The sequence below is a fragment of the [Flexibacter] sp. ATCC 35208 genome (assembly GCF_001975825.1).
GTDB lineage: Bacteria > Bacteroidota > Bacteroidia > Chitinophagales > Chitinophagaceae > Chitinophaga.
On sequence record NZ_MTKN01000020.1, the window covers coordinates 115,693 to 135,974 of the forward strand.

Sequence of the window (20,282 nt, forward strand, 5' to 3'; positions counted from 1 at the left end):
CAAATAAGTTTATGCTTTTACAAGTGTCCCCACATTCTTTCCCATAATCACCTGCAGCAGATTGCCCGGACGATTCATGTCAAACACGATAATCGGGAGTTTATTCTCCTGGCACAGTGTGAAAGCGGTCATATCCATCACATTCAGTGATTTCTGATACACCTCAGAGAAGGTAATGGTTTCAAATTTTGTAGCGGTTGGATCTTTTTCCGGATCAGCGGTATAGATACCATCTACACGGGTTCCTTTCAGGATCACATCAGCCTGGATCTCGATCGCACGCAGGGAAGCAGCAGTATCTGTAGTGAAGTACGGGTTACCGGTACCGGCACCAAAGATCACAACACGACCTTTTTCCAGGTGGCGAATGGCACGGCGGCGGATATAAGGCTCTGCGATCTGCTCCATTTTGATAGCAGATTGCAGGCGGGTATATAAACCAACCTTTTCCAGACCACTCTGCATGGCCATACCATTGATAACTGTTGCCAGCATCCCCATGTAGTCGCCCTGAGCACGCTCAATACCTGTCTCTTTTTCGTTCATACCACGATAGATGTTACCACCACCGATCACGACCGCAACCTGCACGCCCAGATCTGTAGCAGCTTTAATATCGTATGCATACTGTGAGATCACCTTGTGATCGATCCCGTAATTACCTTCGCCCATCAGGGCCTCACCGCTTAGTTTAAGTAAAATACGCTTGTACTTTGGCAACATGACTATTGAAAATGATATATTAAGATGAAGATAGTTATCGGTTACTGCGCCCCGAAGATACAAAAAATGCGGAACGCGGAATTTTCGGGGCAGGATTACCCTTCGTTGACACTACATGATTTCTGTTAGGCACAAAAAAAAGGAGAGAAAAACTTCTCTCCTTTTCTGACCGGGATTATATTATCCCAATGCAATTCTGCTGAATCCTGTTACCTTCAGGCCTGCACTTACAGACTTCAGATAATCAGCAACAGTCTTATTATTATCTTTTACAAACGCCTGCTGTAACAGGGTGTTGTCTTTGAAGAACTTGTTCACCTTACCCATAGCAATTTTCTCAGCCATGTCTCCGGTTTTACCTTCAGCAGCGATCTGCTCAAGAGCGATTGCTTTTTCACGTGCAATCAGATCTTCAGAAACACCAGCCGCATCAACAGCGATTGGGTTCATAGCAGCGATCTGCATTGCCACATCTTTACCTACTTCTTCAGCTACAGCTTCGTTGAAACCTACCAGTACACCCATGCGGTAGTTACCGTGGATATAAGCAGTTACAGAAGCAGCAGTGATTTTTTCGAAACGTGCCAGGGTGATTTTCTCACCGATTTTAGCAACCTGGTCGTTTACTTTATCATTTACAGTTGCACCATCCAGGCTAGCAGCACCCAGTTCTTCTACGGTGTTAACACCGGAAGTCAGTGCCAGGTCTACCAGAGACTGAGCAAACTTGATGAAATCTTCATTCTTAGCTACGAAGTCAGTTTCGCAACCCAGGGCTACTACCACACCAGTCTGGCCATCAGCAGCAGTCTTAGCAATGATAACACCTTCTTTAGTTTCACGGTCAGAACGTAAAGCGGCTACTTTCTGGCCTTTCTTACGCAGATAATCAACTGCTTTTTCAAAATCACCATCGCTTTCTACCAGCGCCTTTCTGCAATCCATCATGCCTGCACCTGTCTGCTGACGCAGTTTGTTAACATCAGCTGCTGTAATTGTTGCTGCCATAACTTATAATGAGTTTAAGAGTATTAAGTTTATATGAATTTTGCTACTTGTCCGGTTTATATGACCAATTGCGAACCACAGATCAGGTAAGCTGTCCACGGTTCGCAATTGATCTATTTAGTCATGAACAGAATTATCTTCCGCCACCACCTGGTCTGCTACCACCAGAACCTGCAGGACGACGTTGTCCGCCGCCACCGCCGCCTGGACGGTTACCACCGCCACCTGGACGGTTACCACCACCACCTGGACGATTGTTATTGCCACCTGGACGGTTGCCACCACCACCTGGGCGGTTGTTGTTGCCACCTGGACCACCTGGACCACGACCACCTGGCTTACGACCTCTCTCACCACCACGATCATCACCACCTTCGAGTTCGAACTTCAGTGCCTTGTTGTCTTCTTCTTCCTCTTCTACTACGTCGTCAGTTTTCTCATTCGCTCTTTCAGCCAGACCTTCTGCAATTGCTGCAGCGATATAGTTAGTGATGATTGCGATAGATTTAGTAGCATCATCGTTCGCTGGTACTGCGAAGTCTACCTTGGTAGGATCGGAGTTAGTATCTACCATACCGAAGGTGGAGATACCCAGACGACGAGCTTCTGCCAGTGCAATGTGCTCATGGCTGATGTCAACCAGGAACAGCGCTGCAGGAACACGAGCCAGCTGAGCGATACCACCCAGAACTTTCTCCATTTTCTCCTTATCACGTGTTAAGGTAAGACGCTCTTTCTTAGTAATGCTATCGAAAGTACCATCAGTCAGCATTTTCTCAATGCTCTGCATTTTCTTCACGCTCTTACGGATAGTGGAAAAGTTGGTAAGCATACCACCTAACCATCTTTCAGTCACGTAAGGCATGTTTACACGCTTAGCCGCTTCTGCTACGATTTCTTTAGCTTGCTTTTTTGTTGCAACGAACATGATCTTTTTACCGCTCTTAGCGATAGATTTCAGGGCTGCTGCTGCATCCTGTAAACCTTCAACGGTTTTATTCAGATCTATGATGTGAATACCTTTCTTTTCTGCGAAAATGTAAGGCAGCATCTTTGGATTCCATTTCTTCTTCAGGTGACCGAAGTGTACACCAGCCTCCAGTAACTGCTGCTGCAATGAGGTATTATTTTCCATGTTATTATACTCTGTTATAAAAGGTCAATGTTAATAATCTGCGATGGGTATATACTACCACCACGCATTCATCACGATTAGCGTTTAGAGAACTGGAAGCTTCTTCTAGCTTTAGCTTTACCTGGTTTCTTACGTTCAACGCCTCTAGGATCACGTTTCAGCAATCCAGCCGCTTTCAGTGCAGGGCGGAACTCGATGTTCACCTCACACAGACCACGTGCAATACCCAGTTTCACTGCCTCAGCCTGACCCTTGATACCACCACCAGCAGCATTTACCTTTATATCAAATTTATCCAGAGCGTCGATAGTTTTCAACGGCAATTCTACCTGATTCTGCAGGTAAACCAGCGCGAAATATTCTTTATAGTCTTTGTCGTTGATTGTAATTGCACCAGTGCCCTTGCTGATATACACGCGAGCTACGGCTTCCTTACGACGACCAATAGTATTTTTTTGCTTTTCCATGTATCAGAGAAAAATTAGAAAGTTAAGGATTTAGGTTTCTGCGCAGCATGTGGATGCTCAGCGCCGGCATATACAAACAGCTTTTTGTACATAGCACGACCCAGACGATTCTTAGGCAGCATGCCCTTAACAGCTCTTTCGATCACTACTTCTGGACGACGACGGATCAGTTCCTTTGCAGTCTCTGATTTCTGACCACCTGGATAACCTGAATAAGTCAGATATTCCTTGTCATTCCATTTATTACCAGTCAACTGGATCTTTTCTGCATTGATGATGATTACGAAATCTCCACAATCAGTGTGAGGAGTATAGTAAGGCTTGTTCTTACCTCTTAAAATGGACGCAATCTTCGCGCTCATCCTACCCAGTGTCAGGTTGGTAGCGTCTACAATATGCCAGTCACGCACTACAGTTGCGTCGTTGGCAGATTTAGTCTTGAAGCTTAAAGTATTCATTATAGTAAATAAAATTTACGCTTGAAATATGATCCCACACAAATTGGGAACGCAAAGTTAAATCACATACTTTGAATAACCATACTTTTTGAGACATTTTTTACAAGCACCTTCACAATGTATTGATTTTCAATAAATATTTTGACGTAGAATTATTAACATAGTAAGTGGAATAATTCCCTGAGCTGTTTTCATACTGTTTTTCAACCTAGAACACATATAGCGTAAATTATATAAATAGAAAAGCCGGAAGCAGTCTCTTACTTCCGGCCCCACACGATTATGACATAAAGTGTTTGTTTATTAATTCCTGTCCCTTGCGCCCAGGAATAAAAAGATATACTGTACCAGCATCACCACTGAAGCAACCGCCGACACTACATAGGTCATAGCCGCCCACCAAAGAGCATCCTTTGCCTTGTCATGCTCCTGCCGCCTCATCACATTAGTATTGTCCAGCCAGATCAAAGCCCTCCGCGAAGCATCGAACTCGACCGGCAGCGTCACCAACGCAAACAAAGTGGTCAGCCCAAATAATATTATGCCTATCAGCAACGGCGCAGACGTCCAGTAAAGGGCAAAAACCCCGATCATCAGCACAAACTGCAACCACTGAGAGCTAAACTGTACCATCGGTACCAACCTGGACCTTAAACCCAGCCAGGCATAGGCATTTTTGTGCTGAATCGCATGCCCGCACTCATGGGCAGCCACCGCCGCGGCCGCTACATTCACCCCGGAATATACCTCCGGACTTAAATTCACTGTTTTGTTGGTGGGGTCATAATGATCAGTCAGAAAACCATCCACAGATATCACCTGCACGTCATATATCCCATTATCATTCAACATCTTCTGTGCTATCTGCTTCCCGGTTAGCCCGGATGAGGTAGGTATCCCACTGTATTCCCTGAATTTCCCCTGTAACCGGTAACTCACCAGCATGCTGATCCCAACAAAAATCAGCGATACTATCAACATTCCAGGTGTCATAAATAGAACAATTGTTTACTTTTTAAGATCAAATTCCCCTCCAAAACAACCCTTTTTAAAGGATTTATGATTTCCTTAAGAAACTATCCGACAAACTCCTCCGCGACCTGACAACCACAAATTTAACACTGCCATTATGTCCTTAATTGTAATTTTTAAGTCATAAATTCGGACTATATGACATATAAGAATAAGCCTCTTATGATCCGTTTTTCATATATATTTTTGGGCGTTATCAATCCTATTTATCAACCTTTTACGCCCATTCAATGAAAGTATAATTAAATACTGGGAAGCCCTGAAATAGGCTATGGGAGCCGTTCTGTCACATTACAAAAACTCCTCAAAAGTTATTCACATCGATTAAATAAACTTTTTTATTCTGAAGCCATTTAGTAATTTAGACCTGAATTTAATGGGTTAGTAAGTAGAAAGAGTCAGCAGAATCTTCTGTTGGCTCTTTTCTTTTTGAGCCATTTTTTCCCCACCCCAATTTTTCCCTTTTTTAACTTTTTTTATCGATAGCACTGCTCATTTTTTTAGTGCTTTTATCACCTTTGCTACATGAAAATAAAATCAGCATTCTTCTGTCAGAATTGTGGATATGAATCAGCTAAGTGGACAGGTAAATGTCCTTCCTGTAATCAATGGAATACATTTGTCGAAGAAAAAATTCAGAAAGATGTTCCACTACGTAATCAAAGCTGGCAAACAGAAAAAGAGAATGGTCGTAATAACATTGTGAACCTCAGCGAAGTAAGCGCAGTTGAAGAAGAAAGACTACTCACTCCTGATGTAGAACTGAACCGTGTACTCGGTGGCGGTATTGTTCCCGGATCACTCGTTCTCGTAGGTGGTGAACCAGGAATCGGTAAGAGCACACTCTTCCTGCAAAATGCATTGCAACTAAAAAATATCACGACATTATATGTAAGCGGTGAAGAAAGTGCCTCTCAGATAAAGATGCGCGCAGACCGCCTGCAGGCCACCAACGATCAGTTCTACCTGCTCACGGAAACCAATACCCAGACTATCTTTCAGGAGATAAAGAAACTCCGCCCACAACTGGTGGTGATCGATTCTATACAAACGTTGCAATCTCCTTTTATCGAATCTGCCCCCGGCAGCGTATCCCAGATCAGGGAAACCGCCGCCGAAATGCAACGCTTCGCCAAAGAAAGTCATGTACCCGTATTTCTGATCGGTCATATCACCAAAGATGGTGCTATCGCAGGTCCAAAAATTCTGGAACATATGGTGGATACCGTATTACAATTTGAAGGTGATCAACACTATGCTTACCGCATATTGCGTACTATCAAAAATCGTTTTGGTTCCACCGCAGAACTGGGCATTTACGAAATGACCGGCACCGGATTACGACAGGTTACCAACCCTTCAGAAATACTCATCTCTCAGCGCGAAGATCTGTTGAGTGGTGTAGCTATCGCTTCTACCATGGAAGGTATGCGTCCTATGCTCATCGAAGTACAGGCACTCGTTACACAATCAGTATATGGTACCCCACAACGTACTGTGACCGGCTTCGATCTGCGTCGTCTGCAATTGCTACTCGCCGTATTGGAAAAAAGAGGCGGCTTCCACTTCGGTGTCAAAGATGTGTTCCTCAATATCGCCGGTGGTATCCGTGCAGAAGATCCTGCCATCGATCTGGCAGTACTATGTGCACTGCTTTCTTCTTACGAAGACATTGCCATCGCCGGCAAGATCTGCTTTGCAGGTGAAGTAGGCCTGAGTGGTGAAATCCGCGCAGTGAACCGTATCGAACAGCGCATAGCAGAAGCAGAAAAACTGGGTTTCGAAAAGATCTTCGTCAGCAGGTATAATAAGAAAGGTTCCGACTTCAGTAAATTCAATATTGAAGTAATTCCCGTAGGCCGCGTCGATGAAGTATACAGCAGATTGTTCTGATCATATATGTTTACAGCATTACTCCATCTTTGTTTTCCCCATGTATGCGAGAGTTGTGGTAACACACTCACACATACTGAAGCATTCCTGTGTCATCAATGTACAGTACAGTTACCTCGCACCGGTTTTCAGCACTTTACTGAGAACCCTGTAGAAAAATTATTCTATGGCAGATTGCAGGTACAGCATGCACTGGCTGCTTACTATTTTTCACAGGCATCCATGTTGCGTAAGCTGGTGCATAAAATAAAGTACCGGCACAAAAGGAAACTAACCTTCTACATGGGAAAGCAGATGGGAATGATACTCGCACAGACCAGCTGGATTAACCAGATCACCTGTATTGTGCCAGTGCCTATTACTAAAAAAAGGGAGAAATTTCGTGGCTATAATCAGTCTGCTTTATTATCTGCTGGTATTGCAGCAGTGATCAACAAACCCGTGTTATCACATGCACTGAAAAGAGTAGTATTTACAGCTTCGCAAACGAGGAAAAGCAGGATCCTCAGGTGGCAAAATGTACAACACGCTTTCCACCTGGAAAATCCTGAATTATTGAAAGATGAACATGTATTATTAATCGATGATGTGATCACCACAGGCGCTACCACTGAAGCTTGTGGAAAGCTCTTTCAACAGGCAAATATTCCGTTCAGCATTTGTTCCCTGGCATATGCACGTCATTAACTCCTTATGTGTGAGTTATTCATTAATTTCATTTCAAACTTTGTAGGTATGTTAAAAACATTGCTCATCTCGTTGTTGATATTTATGAAAAGCAGCGCCATTTATGATTTTAAAGTTGATGCTGTAGATGGTGGTAAAATCAATTTTGCCGATTACAAAGGCAAAAAAATCCTGATCGTGAATACTGCTTCTCTTTGCGGAAACACTCCACAATATGCAGAGCTGGAAAAACTGTATGAGAAGTACAAAAAGAACCTGGTGATCATTGGTTTCCCTGCTAACAATTTCGGTTCTCAGGAACCAGGCAGCAACCAACAGATCCAGGAATTCTGTACTAAAAAATATGCAGTAACATTCCCGATGGCTGCCAAGATTTCTGTGAAAGGTGCGGACATACATCCCATCTATAAATGGCTGTTAGACCAAAGCAAGGAAAAACATTTTGAACCAGCCGAAGTACAATGGAATTTCCAGAAGTACCTGCTGGATGAAAAAGGGAACCTGGTTGCTGTGTTTTCACCAAAAACACAACCTAATTCTGCAGAAGTGATAGCTGCAATAGAGAAAAAATACTAATCGGCCGCAGGCCTCTCTCCCCATGAAAAAATCGCTTATGCCAAAGGTGTAAGCGATTTTTCTTTTACTTTGCACCCATGCTTTTCTCAAATATCATAGGTCAGGACGACATCAAGCAACAACTGCTCAATGCTGTCACCCAACACCGCATCAGCCATGCAATGATCCTCCTGGCCCCGGAAGGTGCCGGCGGTCTGCCCCTTGGCCTTGCCTTCGCCCAGCATCTGGTATGCGAAGACAAACAGCCTGAAGGCCCCTGCGGTAAATGTTCTGCCTGTATCAAAGCACAAAAGTACATCCACCCCGACATTCACTTCTCATACCCTGTCATCCCTAAAAAAACAGGCGATAAACCAGTGAGTGCCGACTACGCCAGCGAATGGCGGGAATTTATTGCCGAACATCCATACGGTAATGCATACGACTGGCTGCAATTCATAGGAGCTGAAAACAAACAGGGCAACATCACCGCTACCGAATGCCAGGACATCATCCGCAAACTGAGCCTGAAAAGCTTCGAGAGTAAATACAAGATCCTCCTCATGTGGATGCCCGAATACCTGGGGAACGAAGGGAACCGCCTGCTCAAACTGATCGAAGAGCCACCAGATGATACCATCTTCATCCTGATCGCCGAAAACCAGGAGCAAATACTGGCAACCATCCTTTCGCGTACTCACCTCATCAAGGTGAACCCTCTCCCCAAAGACGTACTGGTCAATGCACTCGTAACCAGGGCCAATGCCCCTGCTGCAAGAGCCCGTCAGGTGGCAACAATTGCTTCCGGCAACTACCGGGAAGCCCTTGCCCTGCTGCAAAACTCAGAAGATGACTACCATGAGCTACTACGCAACTGGCTCAATTATATCTTCACCAACAATCGCCTGGCCCTCCAGGAATGGATTGAAAATGTATCCAACGCCAAGATGGGTCGCGAAAACCAGAAACAGTTCCTCCGCTACTTCATCAACCTGCTGGAACATACCCTCAGATTGAAATACATAGACAAAAGCCAGCTGGCATTCTCTGAAGAAGAAACCGATTTTGCCTTCAAATTGCAAAAACTGGCCAACCTCCAGCAAATGGAGCTGATCATGCAGGAACTGGACAACGCCAGCTACTACATTGAACGCAATGCCAACGCCAAACTGCTGTTTCACGCCCTCAGTATCAAATTACAGTACATTTTTAAACATAAGCCCATCCCGGCCTGTTAAACCTATATTGACAGGACGGGGCATTACTTTTTCCGTTACCTTTGTTACTTCCGCCCTTTTGTATATATAAAGGGAAATATGTATTTTAAAGCGTTCGGGACAATACCGGATGCATATCAATTAACTCTTTTAAATATATAAATATGGCTTGTGCCGGATGTGGTACAGGTGCAGAGGGAAAGCCGTCAGGATGCAAAAGTAATGGAGGTTGTAGTAGTGGTGGATGTAACCGACTAAATGTTTTTGACTGGCTGGCCAATATTCCCTTAAGTGATAGCTTAGCACCATTTGATATTATAGAGGTAAGTTTCAACAACGGAAGCAGGAAAGATTTCTTCCGAAACGTTACCAAACAGTTCCTGGATAAAGGAGAAATGGTAACGGTAGAAGGAGTGAGTGGTTTTGATGTAGGCCAGGTAAGCCTCACCGGCGAACTGGTAAAGCTCCAGATGAAGAAAAGAAGGATAGAAGATACCCCTGAAGTAAAAAAAGTATTGCGTCGCGCCAGCAATGAAGATCTGCACAGAATGGGTGAAAACAAAACCCGCGAAAAAGATGCCCTCGTCAAAGCAAGAGCAATAGCCCGCAGTATAGGCCTCGAAATGAAACTCGCCGAGGTAGAAATTCAGGCCGATGGACGTAAAGCTACCTTCTTCTACACTGCCGATGACCGTGTTGACTTCCGTGAATTAATTAAGCTCTACGCCGGAGAATTCCGTGTCAAGGTGGAAATGCGCCAGATCGGTGCCCGCCAGGAAGCCGGTAAAGTAGGCGGTATTGGTAGCTGCGGCCGCGAATTGTGCTGCTCTACCTGGCTCTCTGACTTTAAGAGTGTGAATACCACTGCTGCCCGCTACCAGAACCTTTCCATCAATCAGGCAAAACTGTCCGGCCAGTGCGGACGTTTGAAATGCTGCCTGAACTACGAGCTCGATACTTACCTCGATGCACTTAAAGATTTCCCTGAAGATGCAGATAGCATTGAAACCATCAATGGGGTTGCAACCCTGCAGAAGAGGGATATCTTCAAAAACCTGATGTGGTATGCTTATGGCGACAGCAACAAGCAATACCCGCTTACCATCAGCCGCGTAAAAGAAATACGTCAACTGAATAAGCAAAACATCAGACCTGAAGACCTGAAACCAGTTGAAGTGGTAGCAGGTAAACCTAAAGAAACTGACCTCGGATTTGCAGACGTGGTAGGCCAGATCAGCCTCCGCTCACTGGAAAAAACAGCCCAGAAACGCAAACACAAGGACAAGGAAAAACAAAAACACAAACAGCAGCAACAAGGTGGTAAACCTGCGGAACAACCTGCTCAACAGCAAAAACCTAAACAACAGGCACAGCAACAGCAGCAGCAACAGCAGCCAAAACCTAAACAGCCGCAACAACAAGGACCAGGTAAGCCGCAGGGCCCTAAACCTCAACAGCAGCAGCCGAAACAACAACAACAGCCGCAGCAGCAAGGTAAACCACAGGGACCTAAACCACAGCCAAAGCCTCAACAACAAGGCGGCGGAGGTGGCCAGCAGCAGCCTCAAAACAGGCCGCCGAAACCTAAGCAAAAACAACAGAAATAATAAAAAACGCTTCTGCCCAAAACAGAAGCGTTTTTTTATTTAAACAATATGCTGATTTACCCGTTAATAATAAAAGGCCGCCCAAAAGAGCAGCCTTTATTAATAATTGGTTTTTGCTTATGAAAAATTTATAACCGATCGGTGTAATGTTAGACGACTGATGCCGCAGTTTGTTACGGCATTTTAACTTTCATTTTCAAACGAAAGTTTATAGTAATACATATTCGTAGATTCATCAAAACCCCTTTCAATCAATTCCCTGTTCCCGTGTATGTATATATGAAAGTTTTTATCCAGTTTCAGAATACTCTTAAATACTTTTTGCTGCTTCTTAAATGCTGGTGCTGATATATCAAATTCATCAGGTATCTCCTGTTTGTAATCCTGCTGATATTGCTCCCTGTATTCTCTGAATGATTCGATGGCATCCTGATGCCCTAGTACTTCCTTCGCGAAATCGTCCATCTGGAACTGCTCTTTTTCCTTAAAATATGCTGCTGATTTGTTGAGCAGATCTACCTGATCTATCCTGCTCATTTCATACTCACTGGGTAGTTTTTCACTGATGAATTGCTTACACATATTCACTGCCAACTCTGTCTGATGATAATTGTCTTCCCTCCTTTGTACCTGCAGGAAAGAATCTTTCCAGTATACAGCCTCATTTTGCTTGCTGATACTATCTATTATACTGACTTTATATCCCTCTTCTTCTTCTGTATTGAATACAAGGCATCCTTTATCGAGCTTGTTGATATTAATACCGTCGTCGTAATTTACCTGGTAGCTTTCGTTGGACAAGTATACTTTCAAATAGGTATCTCTGGTCTCAGATTTAAAAATACCAATAGCTTCCACATCCTCTCCATCCACCTGACACTTGCTAAAATAAGCGATATACAACTCTCCCCCCTTGATTTTAGGATGCGTGGAATGCTTATATAGATGTTTGGCTATATTTACAGATTGCTCATGAAAATTGTCCCGATTCTCAAATATACGACGGCAATATTGAAAAATCTCATTTAATTGAAGGTCAGCCTCATGGTAAAAGCGGAAGTATTCTGCCGCATTTGTAAATGGCTGGATAAAGTAACTCAGCAATAGCTGACTGATGGTCTCATCCTGTAATTGCAAAGGCTCCTGGGAGCAGATCAGGGACTCTTCCTGAGAGGCGTTGCCCACCTTGTGGATCGATAGCAGCTCCAGGTCTTTAAATTCAGAAACATGTATCATGCCGGCGAAAATAGTGAAAATTAACCCATTGCCGGATGAGGGTCATCCCCTATTTCACAAACCTGCCATCCGCATCTATGTGCAGATCCTTTGCGCCCGTCCAGTTCTATCCCGGCTAGCAACAGTGGATGAAGAAAAATGACAGGACGTCATTGTAAATGCAAGCCATAGGGCGCTTGCCATAAGCATAGGACGAAACATAAATAGGATTTATAACGTCACAAATGTGCATAATGTTTATAATGTTTTGATTCTTATATTTTTATATCAATCTTGCCCACCGGTACAAATTTTACTATCTTAATCTCTCAACGTCAATCTTTCTATCATGAAACAACTTATCTGTCTATTACTCGGTCTCTCCGCCACGGCACAGCTAAAAAGCCAGGATTTATACCAAACAAAAGATCTCACCAAAGAACAAATGTTCTCTGTAAACATCGAAGGCCCTCATTACGATAAGTCTGGCTATCTCTATGTAGTCAACTTTCAGAAAGATGGAACCATTGGTAGGATCAATACCAAAGATGGTAGCGGCGAAGTCTTCGTCAACCTGCCTGATAGCAGTGTAGGCAATGGCATTCATTACAACAGCAAGGGACTGATGTTCCTGCCTGACTTCATCAATCACAACGTACTCCAGGTTGATCCCAAAACGAGGAAAGTGAGCGTATACGTGCACAATGACAAGTTCAATCAACCCAATGATCTCTGCATCAACAAGAAAGACCAGATCTACGCTTCAGACCCAAACTGGAAACAATCCACCGGTCAGATCTGGCGCATCGACAAAGGCGGTAAAGCTGTACTGCTGGATGCCAACATGGGCACTACCAATGGTATAGAACTCAGCCCCGATGAAAAGACTCTCTATGTCAACGAAAGCGTTCAACGCAAGATCTGGAAATTCGATGTAGACAAAGCCGGCAATATCAGCAACAAACAACTCTTTGCTGAAGTACCCGACTTTGGTTTCGACGGTATGAAGTGCGACAAAGCAGGTAACCTGTACGTAGCCCGCTGGGGTAAAGGAGTAATCTGGGTATTATCTCCTGCCGGCAAAACCATCAGGGAAATCCCCCTGAAAGGCAAGCAATGCAGCAACCTCACATTCGGTGGTCCGGATGGCAAAACAGTCTTCGTAACCCTGCAGGATCGCAAGTGTGTAGAGACTTTTCGCGTAGCTACTCCCGGTAAAAAATACTAAAAACAAAAAGCGGTTGTGCCCAAAGACACAACCGCTTTTTAATTATATAGAACCGGATTAGATATTCAAACCACCGCAGGTGCTGATTGTCTGACCTGTTACATAAGCACTCAGGTTAGAAGCCAGGAACAGCGTCACATTTGCAATATCCTCAGGGCTACCAAAGCGACCTAAAGGAATTTTTTCAATATAAGCCTGCGCACCGGTACCTTCTTTCAGGTAGTGCGTCATATCAGTTTCCACGAAACCTGGTGCCACCGCATTCACACGAATGTTACGGCTACCCAGCTCCTGTGCTATAGACTTGGTAAAACCAATAATACCAGCCTTGGAAGCAGCATAGCTACTCTGACCAGCATTACCCTTGATACCGATAATAGAGCTCATGTTAATAATGGAACCAGACTTAGCCTTCATCATCGGGCGGATCACATGTTTAGTCATGTTATACACGCTCTTCAGGTTGATGTCCATTACATCATCCCACTGATCAGGACTCATGCGCAGCAGCAGATTATCTTTAGAAATACCTGCATTGTTCACACAAATATCGATAGCGCCGAACTCTTTCAGTACATCGGCAATTAACGTTTCGCATTCCTCGTAAACACCGGCATTGGATTTATAGGCTTTCGCCTTTACGCCCATACCTTGCAGCTTCTGTTCAAGCGCTTTGGCTTTTTCATCAGAGCTCAGGTAAGTGAAAGCTACATTTGCACCCTCTTCTGCAAATTTGATTGCGATAGCTTCTCCAATACCACGGCTGGCCCCGGTGACGATAGCTACTTTGTTTTCCAGTAATTTCATATATACGTATTAGTTAATGGTTACCCAATTATATCACACCAGTGATACCAGTGAATTTTAAAATTTCTTCGACATGCTGCCGGTCGTTATTCAACCGGGGCACTTTGTGCTGACCACCCAGTTTGCCTTTGCTCTTCAGCCATTCGGTGAAAGTTCCTTTTGGCAATACATGCAGCACTGGTCTGCGCAGCGCCATATCTTTGTGACGCTTGGCTTCGTAGTCAGAATTGATTGATTTCAGTGTCTGATCCAGTACATCAATAAAGTGATCTACACTATCTGGCATCAATTCAAAATCAAGTAACCATTCATGGGCCCCTGCTTCTCCTTCGCTAAAATAGATAGGTGCCGCTGTGTAATCATTTACAATAGCACCCGTTGCTTCACATGCTTTGGCTATCGCCTTATCTGAATTCTCGACAATCAATTCTTCACCAAATGCATTGATAAATGATTTGGTACGACCACTCACCTTCACACGGAATGGAGACAAAGAGGTAAACTGCACGGTATCGCCCACCATATAGCGCCATAACCCACCATTGGTACTGATCACCAGTGCATAGTTTTTCCCCATTTCCACTTCATTCAGTTGCAGTGTCTGTGGTTGATCTTTCCCTACTTCTTCCATCGGCATGAACTCATAGAAGATACCATGGTTCAGAAATAACAGCAGTCCCTCCTGCCCAATCACATCCTGTGCGGCAAAGAAGCCTTCTGAGGCATTGTAGGTTTCCTGGTAGAACATATCCGGCTTGCGGATCAGTTTTTTGAACTGCTCACGGTACGGTGTGAAACTGACTCCACCGTGTACGTAAAGTTCCAGGTTAGGCCAAATGTCTGCCAGGTTATCCTTACCGGTGATTTCAAAGATCCTTTTGATCAATACCATGGTCCAGGTAGGTACCCCTGCTATAGAGGTGACGTTTTCATGGATCACGGCATTGGCCATTCGCTCTATCTTCTCTTCCCATTCATCCATCAGGGCAATAGACAGATCCGGTGTACGGATCATATTGCCATAGAAGGGCATGTTCTGGAGCATCACTGCGCTCAGGTCACCAAAGTAAGAATCGCTCTCCTGATCCAGTTTGTTCACCTGGTGACTACCACCGATTACCAGTGACTTGCCGGTGAGTAACCTGGACTCAGGATAATTATTATAATAAAGGGATAATACATCTCTCCCTGCACGATAGTGACATTCATCCAGGCTTTCTACAGAAATAGGAATGAACTTGCTCTTATCGGCAGTTGTACCGCTGGATTTGGCAAACCATTTTATGGGTGTATTCCACAAAATGTTTTGCTGGCCTTCCATAGAACGCTGAATATATGGCTTCAGGGTATCGTAGTTATGGATAGGTACCCTTTGCTTGAACTCTTCAATCTTATAGATCTGCGAGAATCCATATTGCTTACCAAACTCAGTATACTGAGCGGCACTGAGTAGGTTTTGAAATACCTGCTGCTGCACCTGCAGGGGATACTGCATAAAATACTCTATGCGTCCCATGCGCAAACGCGCCAGTTGTGATATTGCAGGACTTAATATTCTCATAATAGGATGGTAGGAACGGAGTAGTTGTAGTTATTTTTGTTTAGCTGCTTCGTCCAGGTAATTTTTACGACGTAAAATAAAATTCTGTCCAAGATACACTTTCCTTACCTGTTCATCTGCAGCTAATTCTTCGGCTGATCCGGCTTTTAATATTTTACCCTCAAATAGCAGATAGGCACGGTCAGTGATGGACAGTGTCTCCTGTACATTGTGGTCGGTGATCAGAATACCGATATTTTTATATTTAAGGCGGGCTACGATAGATTGAATATCTTCTACTGCAATGGGGTCAATACCAGCAAAAGGCTCATCCAGCAGGATAAACTTAGGGTCCACCGCCAGTGCGCGTGCAATTTCTGTACGTCTGCGCTCACCACCGCTCAATACGTCGCCGGGGCTTTTACGCACGTGTGTGAGACGAAATTCTTCCAGCAGACTTTCGAGTTTTTCCTTCTGTTCTGCCTTCTTGAGGGTAGTCATTTCCAATACCGCAGAGATATTGTCTTCCACACTCAATTTACGGAATACGGATGCTTCCTGGGGAAGATAACCTATCCCCATCTTGGCCCTTTTGTACATGGGCAGCTTGGTGATGTTGACTTCGTCCAGGAATACCTGGCCCTCGTCCGGCTTGATCAGGCCCACTACCATATAAAACGTGGTTGTCTTACCGGCACCATTCGGGCCCAGCAATCCAACGATCTCTCCCTGAGTTACCTCAACAGATACGTTGTTGACCACAGTTCTCTGACCGTAGCGCTTTACCAGCTGATCTGTATGTATTTTTAATGCCATATGTTGAAACTTAGCAAAAATAAGCATTTACTTCAGCTTTCAATGCCGGGCATTTCTTGCCTGTGCTTTTATCTACGAATCCAGCACAAAGGTTTATAAATATTCGGACTATTCGAGAATTATTAGATGATAATTCTAAGAGATGCATTATTTTTGTCCGGCTATATATTTTTAATAAGCCCACTTGCTATGAAAGTAACTGAACATATCGCACAGGCAAAGGATACATTGATCTCTTTCGAGATCCTTCCCCCACTCAAAGGGAAGAGCATAGAGTCTATCTACGATCATCTGGACCCCCTGATGGCATTCAAACCTGCATTTATCAATGTTACCTATCATAGAAGTGAACACATGTTCAAAAAGCGGTCGGATGGCTCCTTTGAAAAGGTAGAAATCCGCAAAAGACCCGGCACAGTAGCTATTTGTGCTGCCGTTATGAACCATTATAATGTAGATGCCGTTCCTCACCTGATTTGTGGTGGCTTTAGCCGTGAAGAAACGGAAAATGCCCTCATTGACCTGAATTTCCTCGGTGTGGACAATGTGCTGGTACTCCGTGGTGATGCCCCAAAAAATGAGCCGGCCTTCGAACCAGAACCACATGGACACCGCTATGCAGAGGAACTGCTGCACCAGGTTGTGAACATGAACAACGGTATGTATCTGGAAGAAGATCTGCAGGGAGGCGTGAAAACTAAATTCTGTATCGGCGTAGCCGGCTATCCGGAAAAACACTTCGAAGCACCCAACCTGGCTACTGATATGACCTACCTGAAGCGGAAAGTAGAAAATGGCGCCGATTATATCATTACCCAGATGTTTTTTGACAACCAGAAATACTTTGACTTTGTCAAAAAATGCAGAGAAATGGGCATCACTGTCCCCATCATTCCAGGATTGAAACCTATGACCACCCGCAAACAGTTAACAGTACTGCCAAGGGCGTTCCATGTAGATATTCCGAATGATCTGGCCAACGAAATCCTGAAATGTAAGACTGACAAGGATGTAGAACTGGTAGGTACAGAGTGGCTGATCCAGCAGTCTAAAGAACTGAAGGAATTTGGTGCACCAGTATTACACTATTACACCCTGGGTAAACCAGAAGTGATCAGAAAAGTAGTAGAAGCCGTAGTATAACCTGGCTTTCGCTTATATCATCAACCCGCTTTTGCCTGAGGTAAAAGCGGGTTTTTTATTTTAAAATAAAACATTCATGAAAGAGGGAATTCTCCAACGGGGAATGAAAACTATTTTCAGAAAAAAATGCCATTACGTGGAAACGTACTGGCATGTCCGAATAACTGTCACACTTTTTGTTTTATCCTATGTCAAAATAGTTTACAAGTAAGACGCGGGTCACTGGACATACCCCTACTTCCCATAAAAAAAAGGTGCACCCTATCCGGATACACCTTTTGTATTTATTCGCACGTATTATTATGGCCGTTAATAATCTTCCCTGCTCAGTAAAATTCCCAGGCTCACCCCTGCACTATTATTGCGGATCGTACTGTTGCCGGACAAGTCCAGGTTACGGATTCCCCTGCTATAGTGAACCCCGAATATCAGCAGGTTATTAAATTCAACACCTGCCGAGACCTGCGCCCCTACATCCCAACGATTCAGCCGCGTGCCGGGATAAATACCTTTGTTCTCCCTGCCGCTGAATGCAACACTATAATCGGTGGTGCTTACTACATTTCCTGCATTATATACCTGCATCCGGTTATTCCCATTCAGACCATAAGCAGTATATGGCCCCGCCCCTATCGTGAGCCGGCCAAATGATACAGGCACTTTATATGTGAAATTGACGGGTATTTCCAGGTAATGCACTTCCAGCCTGCGGGTGTATTCCCCATCTCCACCGGCGGTCAGGTTGGCACCTTTTGTAATATACCGGATAGCTGGCTCTACATACAACCCGTTTATCAGGGGTACAGTTACCAACAGATCAGCATTTAATCTTGTGAGCGGTTTATTTTCTTCGGCAGAATGACCGGCGGGATCCATGAACTGCATCCAGGATTGATTGACCCCCACATTCAGACCAAAACTAACCTGTGCCTTCAATTGGAAAGGTGATAAAAAAATGCTCAATAAAAAGAATATAAAAGTACGCGTAATGGATTGCTCAAACATATAGGGGTTTATGAAAACTAAGGTAGGAAATAAGTGGGAATTTGGGGTATTAATAGCTCGTTAACAAAGTAACAGGGCTGATCCCCTGAAAAGAAGATCAGCCCTGCATATAATATTGCTTGCCATTAAAATTTATACCCTACTGAAACACCGAAGGAGGTATTATGCCAGCTCCGGCCATTGTCTGTATTGTCATAAGCATTTATGAGACCTAAGTCTGCATTCAGACCCAGGTACAAGCCTACCGGCAGTTCATAACCAGCTACAATACCCATACCTGCGTCAAACCTTTTCAGCCTGGCTACTCCTGCTTCATCATCAAATGCTTTTACGGACACATCAGCATTACCTACTGTAGTTTTATGCTTGCCTGCTACACCGTATGCGAGGTAAGGGCCGACACCAAGGTTCAGCTTTCCTGTACCTACTTCAGGTTTAAAGAGGAAATTTACTGGCACTTGTAAATAAGATAAGTTGGTTTTAACACCGTCATCCTTACCACCCTTGCCAGAGTAAAGCAGACCGGTTCCGACATAAAATTCCTCTGCCAGTGGAATATCTACAGTGATACCAGCCCTGACATTCGTAAACAGGTCACTGGTTTTTTTGCTAACATTATCAGCCTTGGTCGTATAACTGGAGAACTGAGGCCCTGCAACGATCCCCCATTTTGTCTGCCCAAAAGATACACATGCAATCAGAAGCCCGGCGGCCGCTAAAAGTACTTTCTTCATATAGGTAAATTTATCGGTATAGCACCCTACAGGCGTTGTTGGATGCTATACATGTTCATAGCTGTTGTTTTAATTACAGACGTTGCCTGTTTACGCCCCGTTATTTAAGATTGTTGATTAGAACAGGTAACCCACACTAACACTAAACACACGGTTTTTGTTTTTGTCGTTGTTACTGTCATTTCCACCGGAATTGATCTTGGCGAAACCTACTCCGTACTGTGCTGAAATCAGGAAATTGCTGATCTCTGCACCTACCTGTACGTTACCACCCCAGTCAAAACGTTTCAACTTGTTATAACCCTGGTTTGGATCATCATTGTTAAATGGGGTATCATCATCCCACTTGATGTTTGATTCTGTAATCGTGGTAGTACTGCCCACAGTTGTGTAAGTTTTGTTCTTACCAGCTACGCCAAATGCAAAGTATGGACCTACACCCGCAAAGAGACTTGCGCCAGGACCTACAGGTAATTTACCAATGAAGTTCAGCGGAACTTCGATGTAGGATGGGTTGGTTGTAAACTTGTAATGCACGGCATCATTTTCATCTCCGGATTTCAGTTTGGAACCCTTGGTAGTGTAAAACACACCCGGCTGGAAGGATAAGATTCTTGGTACTAATGGCATATCTGCGATTACACCGATATTAAAACCAGACAGTGATTTGTCTTTGTCTACACTACCACTGTTATCAACTGTAATGGTTGAAAGGTTCCAGCCACCTTTTACACCCACACGTACCTGCGCCATCGCGCTCGTTGAAAAAATTGCAAGGGTTGCAAACGATAGGATCATCTTCTTTGTCATAACCTAGAAAGTTTTATTACGACTATCCATTGCCAAAGACTATGCCAAAGCAAAATACAGCAAACGGATGCATCTGATAATAAAGGGGTTACAACATTAAATATATAGTCATTTAATATTTACTTACATTTTTGTGTCCTCAAAAAAAATCCCGTGTATTTGTGATACACGGGATAAATTATTTATGAAGTTGTTTACACTT

Annotated in this window: 20 protein-coding genes; 7 read left to right on the top strand and 13 right to left on the bottom strand. The window is 44.0% G+C overall.

The window, feature by feature from the left end:
• Positions 1–9: 9 nt before the first annotated feature.
• The 6 genes from pyrH to BW716_RS14795 all read right to left on the bottom strand — a co-directional run bounded on the left by pyrH (position 10) and on the right by BW716_RS14795 (position 4,784).
• Positions 10–723 (bottom strand): UMP kinase, encoded by a 714-nt coding sequence (gene pyrH / locus BW716_RS14770; RefSeq protein WP_179091139.1) that lies wholly within the window; start codon positions 721–723, stop codon positions 10–12.
• Between the two features lie 180 nt (positions 724–903).
• Positions 904–1,731, bottom strand: a complete 828-nt coding sequence (gene tsf, locus BW716_RS14775; protein ID WP_083723337.1) for a translation elongation factor Ts — start codon at positions 1,729–1,731, stop codon at positions 904–906.
• A 133-nt stretch (positions 1,732–1,864) separates the two neighbouring features.
• Positions 1,865–2,866 carry a 30S ribosomal protein S2 gene (rpsB, locus tag BW716_RS14780; protein WP_083723338.1) on the bottom strand — a complete coding sequence of 334 codons (1,002 nt, stop codon included), beginning with the start codon at positions 2,864–2,866 and terminating at the stop codon, positions 1,865–1,867.
• Positions 2,867–2,943: 77 nt separating this feature from the next.
• The gene (gene rpsI, locus BW716_RS14785; protein ID WP_083723339.1) at positions 2,944–3,333 is read right to left on the bottom strand and encodes a 30S ribosomal protein S9; all 390 of its coding nucleotides are present in this window, start codon (positions 3,331–3,333) and stop codon (positions 2,944–2,946) included.
• Between the two features lie 14 nt (positions 3,334–3,347).
• Positions 3,348–3,791 (bottom strand): 50S ribosomal protein L13, encoded by a 444-nt coding sequence (gene rplM, locus BW716_RS14790; RefSeq protein ID WP_083723340.1) that lies wholly within the window; start codon positions 3,789–3,791, stop codon positions 3,348–3,350.
• A 303-nt stretch (positions 3,792–4,094) separates the two neighbouring features.
• On the bottom strand, positions 4,095–4,784 hold the full coding sequence (locus BW716_RS14795) for a zinc metallopeptidase (RefSeq protein ID WP_083723341.1): 690 nt from the start codon (positions 4,782–4,784) through the stop codon (positions 4,095–4,097).
• 564 nt (positions 4,785–5,348) lie between these two features.
• Here BW716_RS14795 and radA point away from each other — a divergent pair.
• The 5 genes from radA (at position 5,349) to BW716_RS14820 (ending at position 10,782) form a co-directional block, all read left to right on the top strand.
• On the top strand, positions 5,349–6,716 hold the full coding sequence (gene radA, locus BW716_RS14800; RefSeq protein WP_083723342.1) for a DNA repair protein RadA: 1,368 nt from the start codon (positions 5,349–5,351) through the stop codon (positions 6,714–6,716).
• 6 nt (positions 6,717–6,722) lie between these two features.
• Positions 6,723–7,403 (top strand): ComF family protein, encoded by a 681-nt coding sequence (locus BW716_RS14805; protein WP_083723343.1) that lies wholly within the window; start codon positions 6,723–6,725, stop codon positions 7,401–7,403.
• Positions 7,404–7,451: 48 nt separating this feature from the next.
• Positions 7,452–7,979: a glutathione peroxidase gene (locus BW716_RS14810; RefSeq protein WP_083723362.1), complete on the top strand. Its 528-nt coding sequence runs from the start codon at positions 7,452–7,454 to the stop codon at positions 7,977–7,979.
• Between the two features lie 77 nt (positions 7,980–8,056).
• Complete coding sequence (locus BW716_RS14815) at positions 8,057–9,196, top strand: DNA polymerase III subunit delta' (protein WP_083723344.1); 1,140 nt, start codon at positions 8,057–8,059, stop codon at positions 9,194–9,196.
• A gap of 143 nt (positions 9,197–9,339) precedes the next feature.
• Complete coding sequence (locus BW716_RS14820) at positions 9,340–10,782, top strand: regulatory iron-sulfur-containing complex subunit RicT (RefSeq protein ID WP_083723345.1); 1,443 nt, start codon at positions 9,340–9,342, stop codon at positions 10,780–10,782.
• A 183-nt stretch (positions 10,783–10,965) separates the two neighbouring features.
• Here the strand turns inward: BW716_RS14820 and BW716_RS14825 are convergent, their stop codons facing one another.
• A complete protein-coding gene (locus BW716_RS14825) occupies positions 10,966–12,018 on the bottom strand; it encodes a nucleoid-associated protein (RefSeq protein ID WP_083723346.1) in 1,053 nt (350 codons plus the stop codon).
• Positions 12,019–12,346: 328 nt separating this feature from the next.
• Between BW716_RS14825 and BW716_RS14830 the strand changes: the two genes are divergently transcribed.
• On the top strand, positions 12,347–13,225 hold the full coding sequence (locus BW716_RS14830) for an SMP-30/gluconolactonase/LRE family protein (RefSeq protein WP_083723347.1): 879 nt from the start codon (positions 12,347–12,349) through the stop codon (positions 13,223–13,225).
• Between the two features lie 57 nt (positions 13,226–13,282).
• On the opposite strand, the gene fabG is transcribed toward BW716_RS14830, so the two are convergent.
• Genes fabG through lptB form a run of 3 tightly spaced genes read right to left on the bottom strand, consistent with a single transcriptional unit; the run spans position 13,283 to position 16,388 of the window.
• Positions 13,283–14,032, bottom strand: coding sequence for a 3-oxoacyl-[acyl-carrier-protein] reductase (fabG, locus tag BW716_RS14835; RefSeq protein ID WP_083723348.1), 750 nt, complete (start codon positions 14,030–14,032; stop codon positions 13,283–13,285).
• Between the two features lie 28 nt (positions 14,033–14,060).
• Positions 14,061–15,593, bottom strand: a complete 1,533-nt coding sequence (locus tag BW716_RS14840; protein WP_083723349.1) for a GH3 auxin-responsive promoter family protein — start codon at positions 15,591–15,593, stop codon at positions 14,061–14,063.
• Positions 15,594–15,623: 30 nt separating this feature from the next.
• The gene (gene lptB, locus BW716_RS14845; RefSeq protein WP_083723350.1) at positions 15,624–16,388 is read right to left on the bottom strand and encodes an LPS export ABC transporter ATP-binding protein; all 765 of its coding nucleotides are present in this window, start codon (positions 16,386–16,388) and stop codon (positions 15,624–15,626) included.
• 189 nt (positions 16,389–16,577) lie between these two features.
• Between lptB and metF the strand changes: the two genes are divergently transcribed.
• Positions 16,578–17,531 (top strand): methylenetetrahydrofolate reductase [NAD(P)H], encoded by a 954-nt coding sequence (gene metF, locus BW716_RS14850; protein WP_083723351.1) that lies wholly within the window; start codon positions 16,578–16,580, stop codon positions 17,529–17,531.
• A gap of 309 nt (positions 17,532–17,840) precedes the next feature.
• Here metF and BW716_RS14855 read toward each other — a convergent pair whose 3' ends face one another.
• From BW716_RS14855 to BW716_RS14865, 3 genes are all read right to left on the bottom strand, one after another.
• On the bottom strand, positions 17,841–18,536 hold the full coding sequence (locus BW716_RS14855; RefSeq protein WP_083723352.1) for a porin family protein: 696 nt from the start codon (positions 18,534–18,536) through the stop codon (positions 17,841–17,843).
• Between the two features lie 125 nt (positions 18,537–18,661).
• Positions 18,662–19,270 (bottom strand): porin family protein, encoded by a 609-nt coding sequence (locus BW716_RS14860; RefSeq protein ID WP_083723353.1) that lies wholly within the window; start codon positions 19,268–19,270, stop codon positions 18,662–18,664.
• 117 nt (positions 19,271–19,387) lie between these two features.
• The gene (locus BW716_RS14865) at positions 19,388–20,080 is read right to left on the bottom strand and encodes a porin family protein (RefSeq protein WP_083723354.1); all 693 of its coding nucleotides are present in this window, start codon (positions 20,078–20,080) and stop codon (positions 19,388–19,390) included.
• Positions 20,081–20,282: the final 202 nt, after the last annotated feature.

Coding starts and splice junctions, on each gene's coding strand:
- BW716_RS14860 (WP_083723353.1), bottom strand. CDS start 19,270: ATGAAGAAAGTACTTTTAGCGGCCGCCGGGCTTCTGATTGCATGTGTA.
- BW716_RS14840 (WP_083723349.1), bottom strand. CDS start 15,593: ATGAGAATATTAAGTCCTGCAATATCACAACTGGCGCGTTTGCGCATG.
- BW716_RS14795 (WP_083723341.1), bottom strand. CDS start 4,784: ATGACACCTGGAATGTTGATAGTATCGCTGATTTTTGTTGGGATCAGC.
- rplM (WP_083723340.1), bottom strand. CDS start 3,791: ATGAATACTTTAAGCTTCAAGACTAAATCTGCCAACGACGCAACTGTA.
- BW716_RS14805 (WP_083723343.1), top strand. CDS start 6,723: ATGTTTACAGCATTACTCCATCTTTGTTTTCCCCATGTATGCGAGAGT.
- BW716_RS14830 (WP_083723347.1), top strand. CDS start 12,347: ATGAAACAACTTATCTGTCTATTACTCGGTCTCTCCGCCACGGCACAG.
- metF (WP_083723351.1), top strand. CDS start 16,578: ATGAAAGTAACTGAACATATCGCACAGGCAAAGGATACATTGATCTCT.
- BW716_RS14815 (WP_083723344.1), top strand. CDS start 8,057: ATGCTTTTCTCAAATATCATAGGTCAGGACGACATCAAGCAACAACTG.
- BW716_RS14865 (WP_083723354.1), bottom strand. CDS start 20,080: ATGACAAAGAAGATGATCCTATCGTTTGCAACCCTTGCAATTTTTTCA.
- BW716_RS14810 (WP_083723362.1), top strand. CDS start 7,452: ATGTTAAAAACATTGCTCATCTCGTTGTTGATATTTATGAAAAGCAGC.
- lptB (WP_083723350.1), bottom strand. CDS start 16,388: ATGGCATTAAAAATACATACAGATCAGCTGGTAAAGCGCTACGGTCAG.
- fabG (WP_083723348.1), bottom strand. CDS start 14,032: ATGAAATTACTGGAAAACAAAGTAGCTATCGTCACCGGGGCCAGCCGT.
- BW716_RS14855 (WP_083723352.1), bottom strand. CDS start 18,536: ATGTTTGAGCAATCCATTACGCGTACTTTTATATTCTTTTTATTGAGC.
- rpsI (WP_083723339.1), bottom strand. CDS start 3,333: ATGGAAAAGCAAAAAAATACTATTGGTCGTCGTAAGGAAGCCGTAGCT.
- tsf (WP_083723337.1), bottom strand. CDS start 1,731: ATGGCAGCAACAATTACAGCAGCTGATGTTAACAAACTGCGTCAGCAG.
- BW716_RS14820 (WP_083723345.1), top strand. CDS start 9,340: ATGGCTTGTGCCGGATGTGGTACAGGTGCAGAGGGAAAGCCGTCAGGA.
- BW716_RS14825 (WP_083723346.1), bottom strand. CDS start 12,018: ATGATACATGTTTCTGAATTTAAAGACCTGGAGCTGCTATCGATCCAC.
- pyrH (WP_179091139.1), bottom strand. CDS start 723: ATGTTGCCAAAGTACAAGCGTATTTTACTTAAACTAAGCGGTGAGGCC.
- radA (WP_083723342.1), top strand. CDS start 5,349: ATGAAAATAAAATCAGCATTCTTCTGTCAGAATTGTGGATATGAATCA.
- rpsB (WP_083723338.1), bottom strand. CDS start 2,866: ATGGAAAATAATACCTCATTGCAGCAGCAGTTACTGGAGGCTGGTGTA.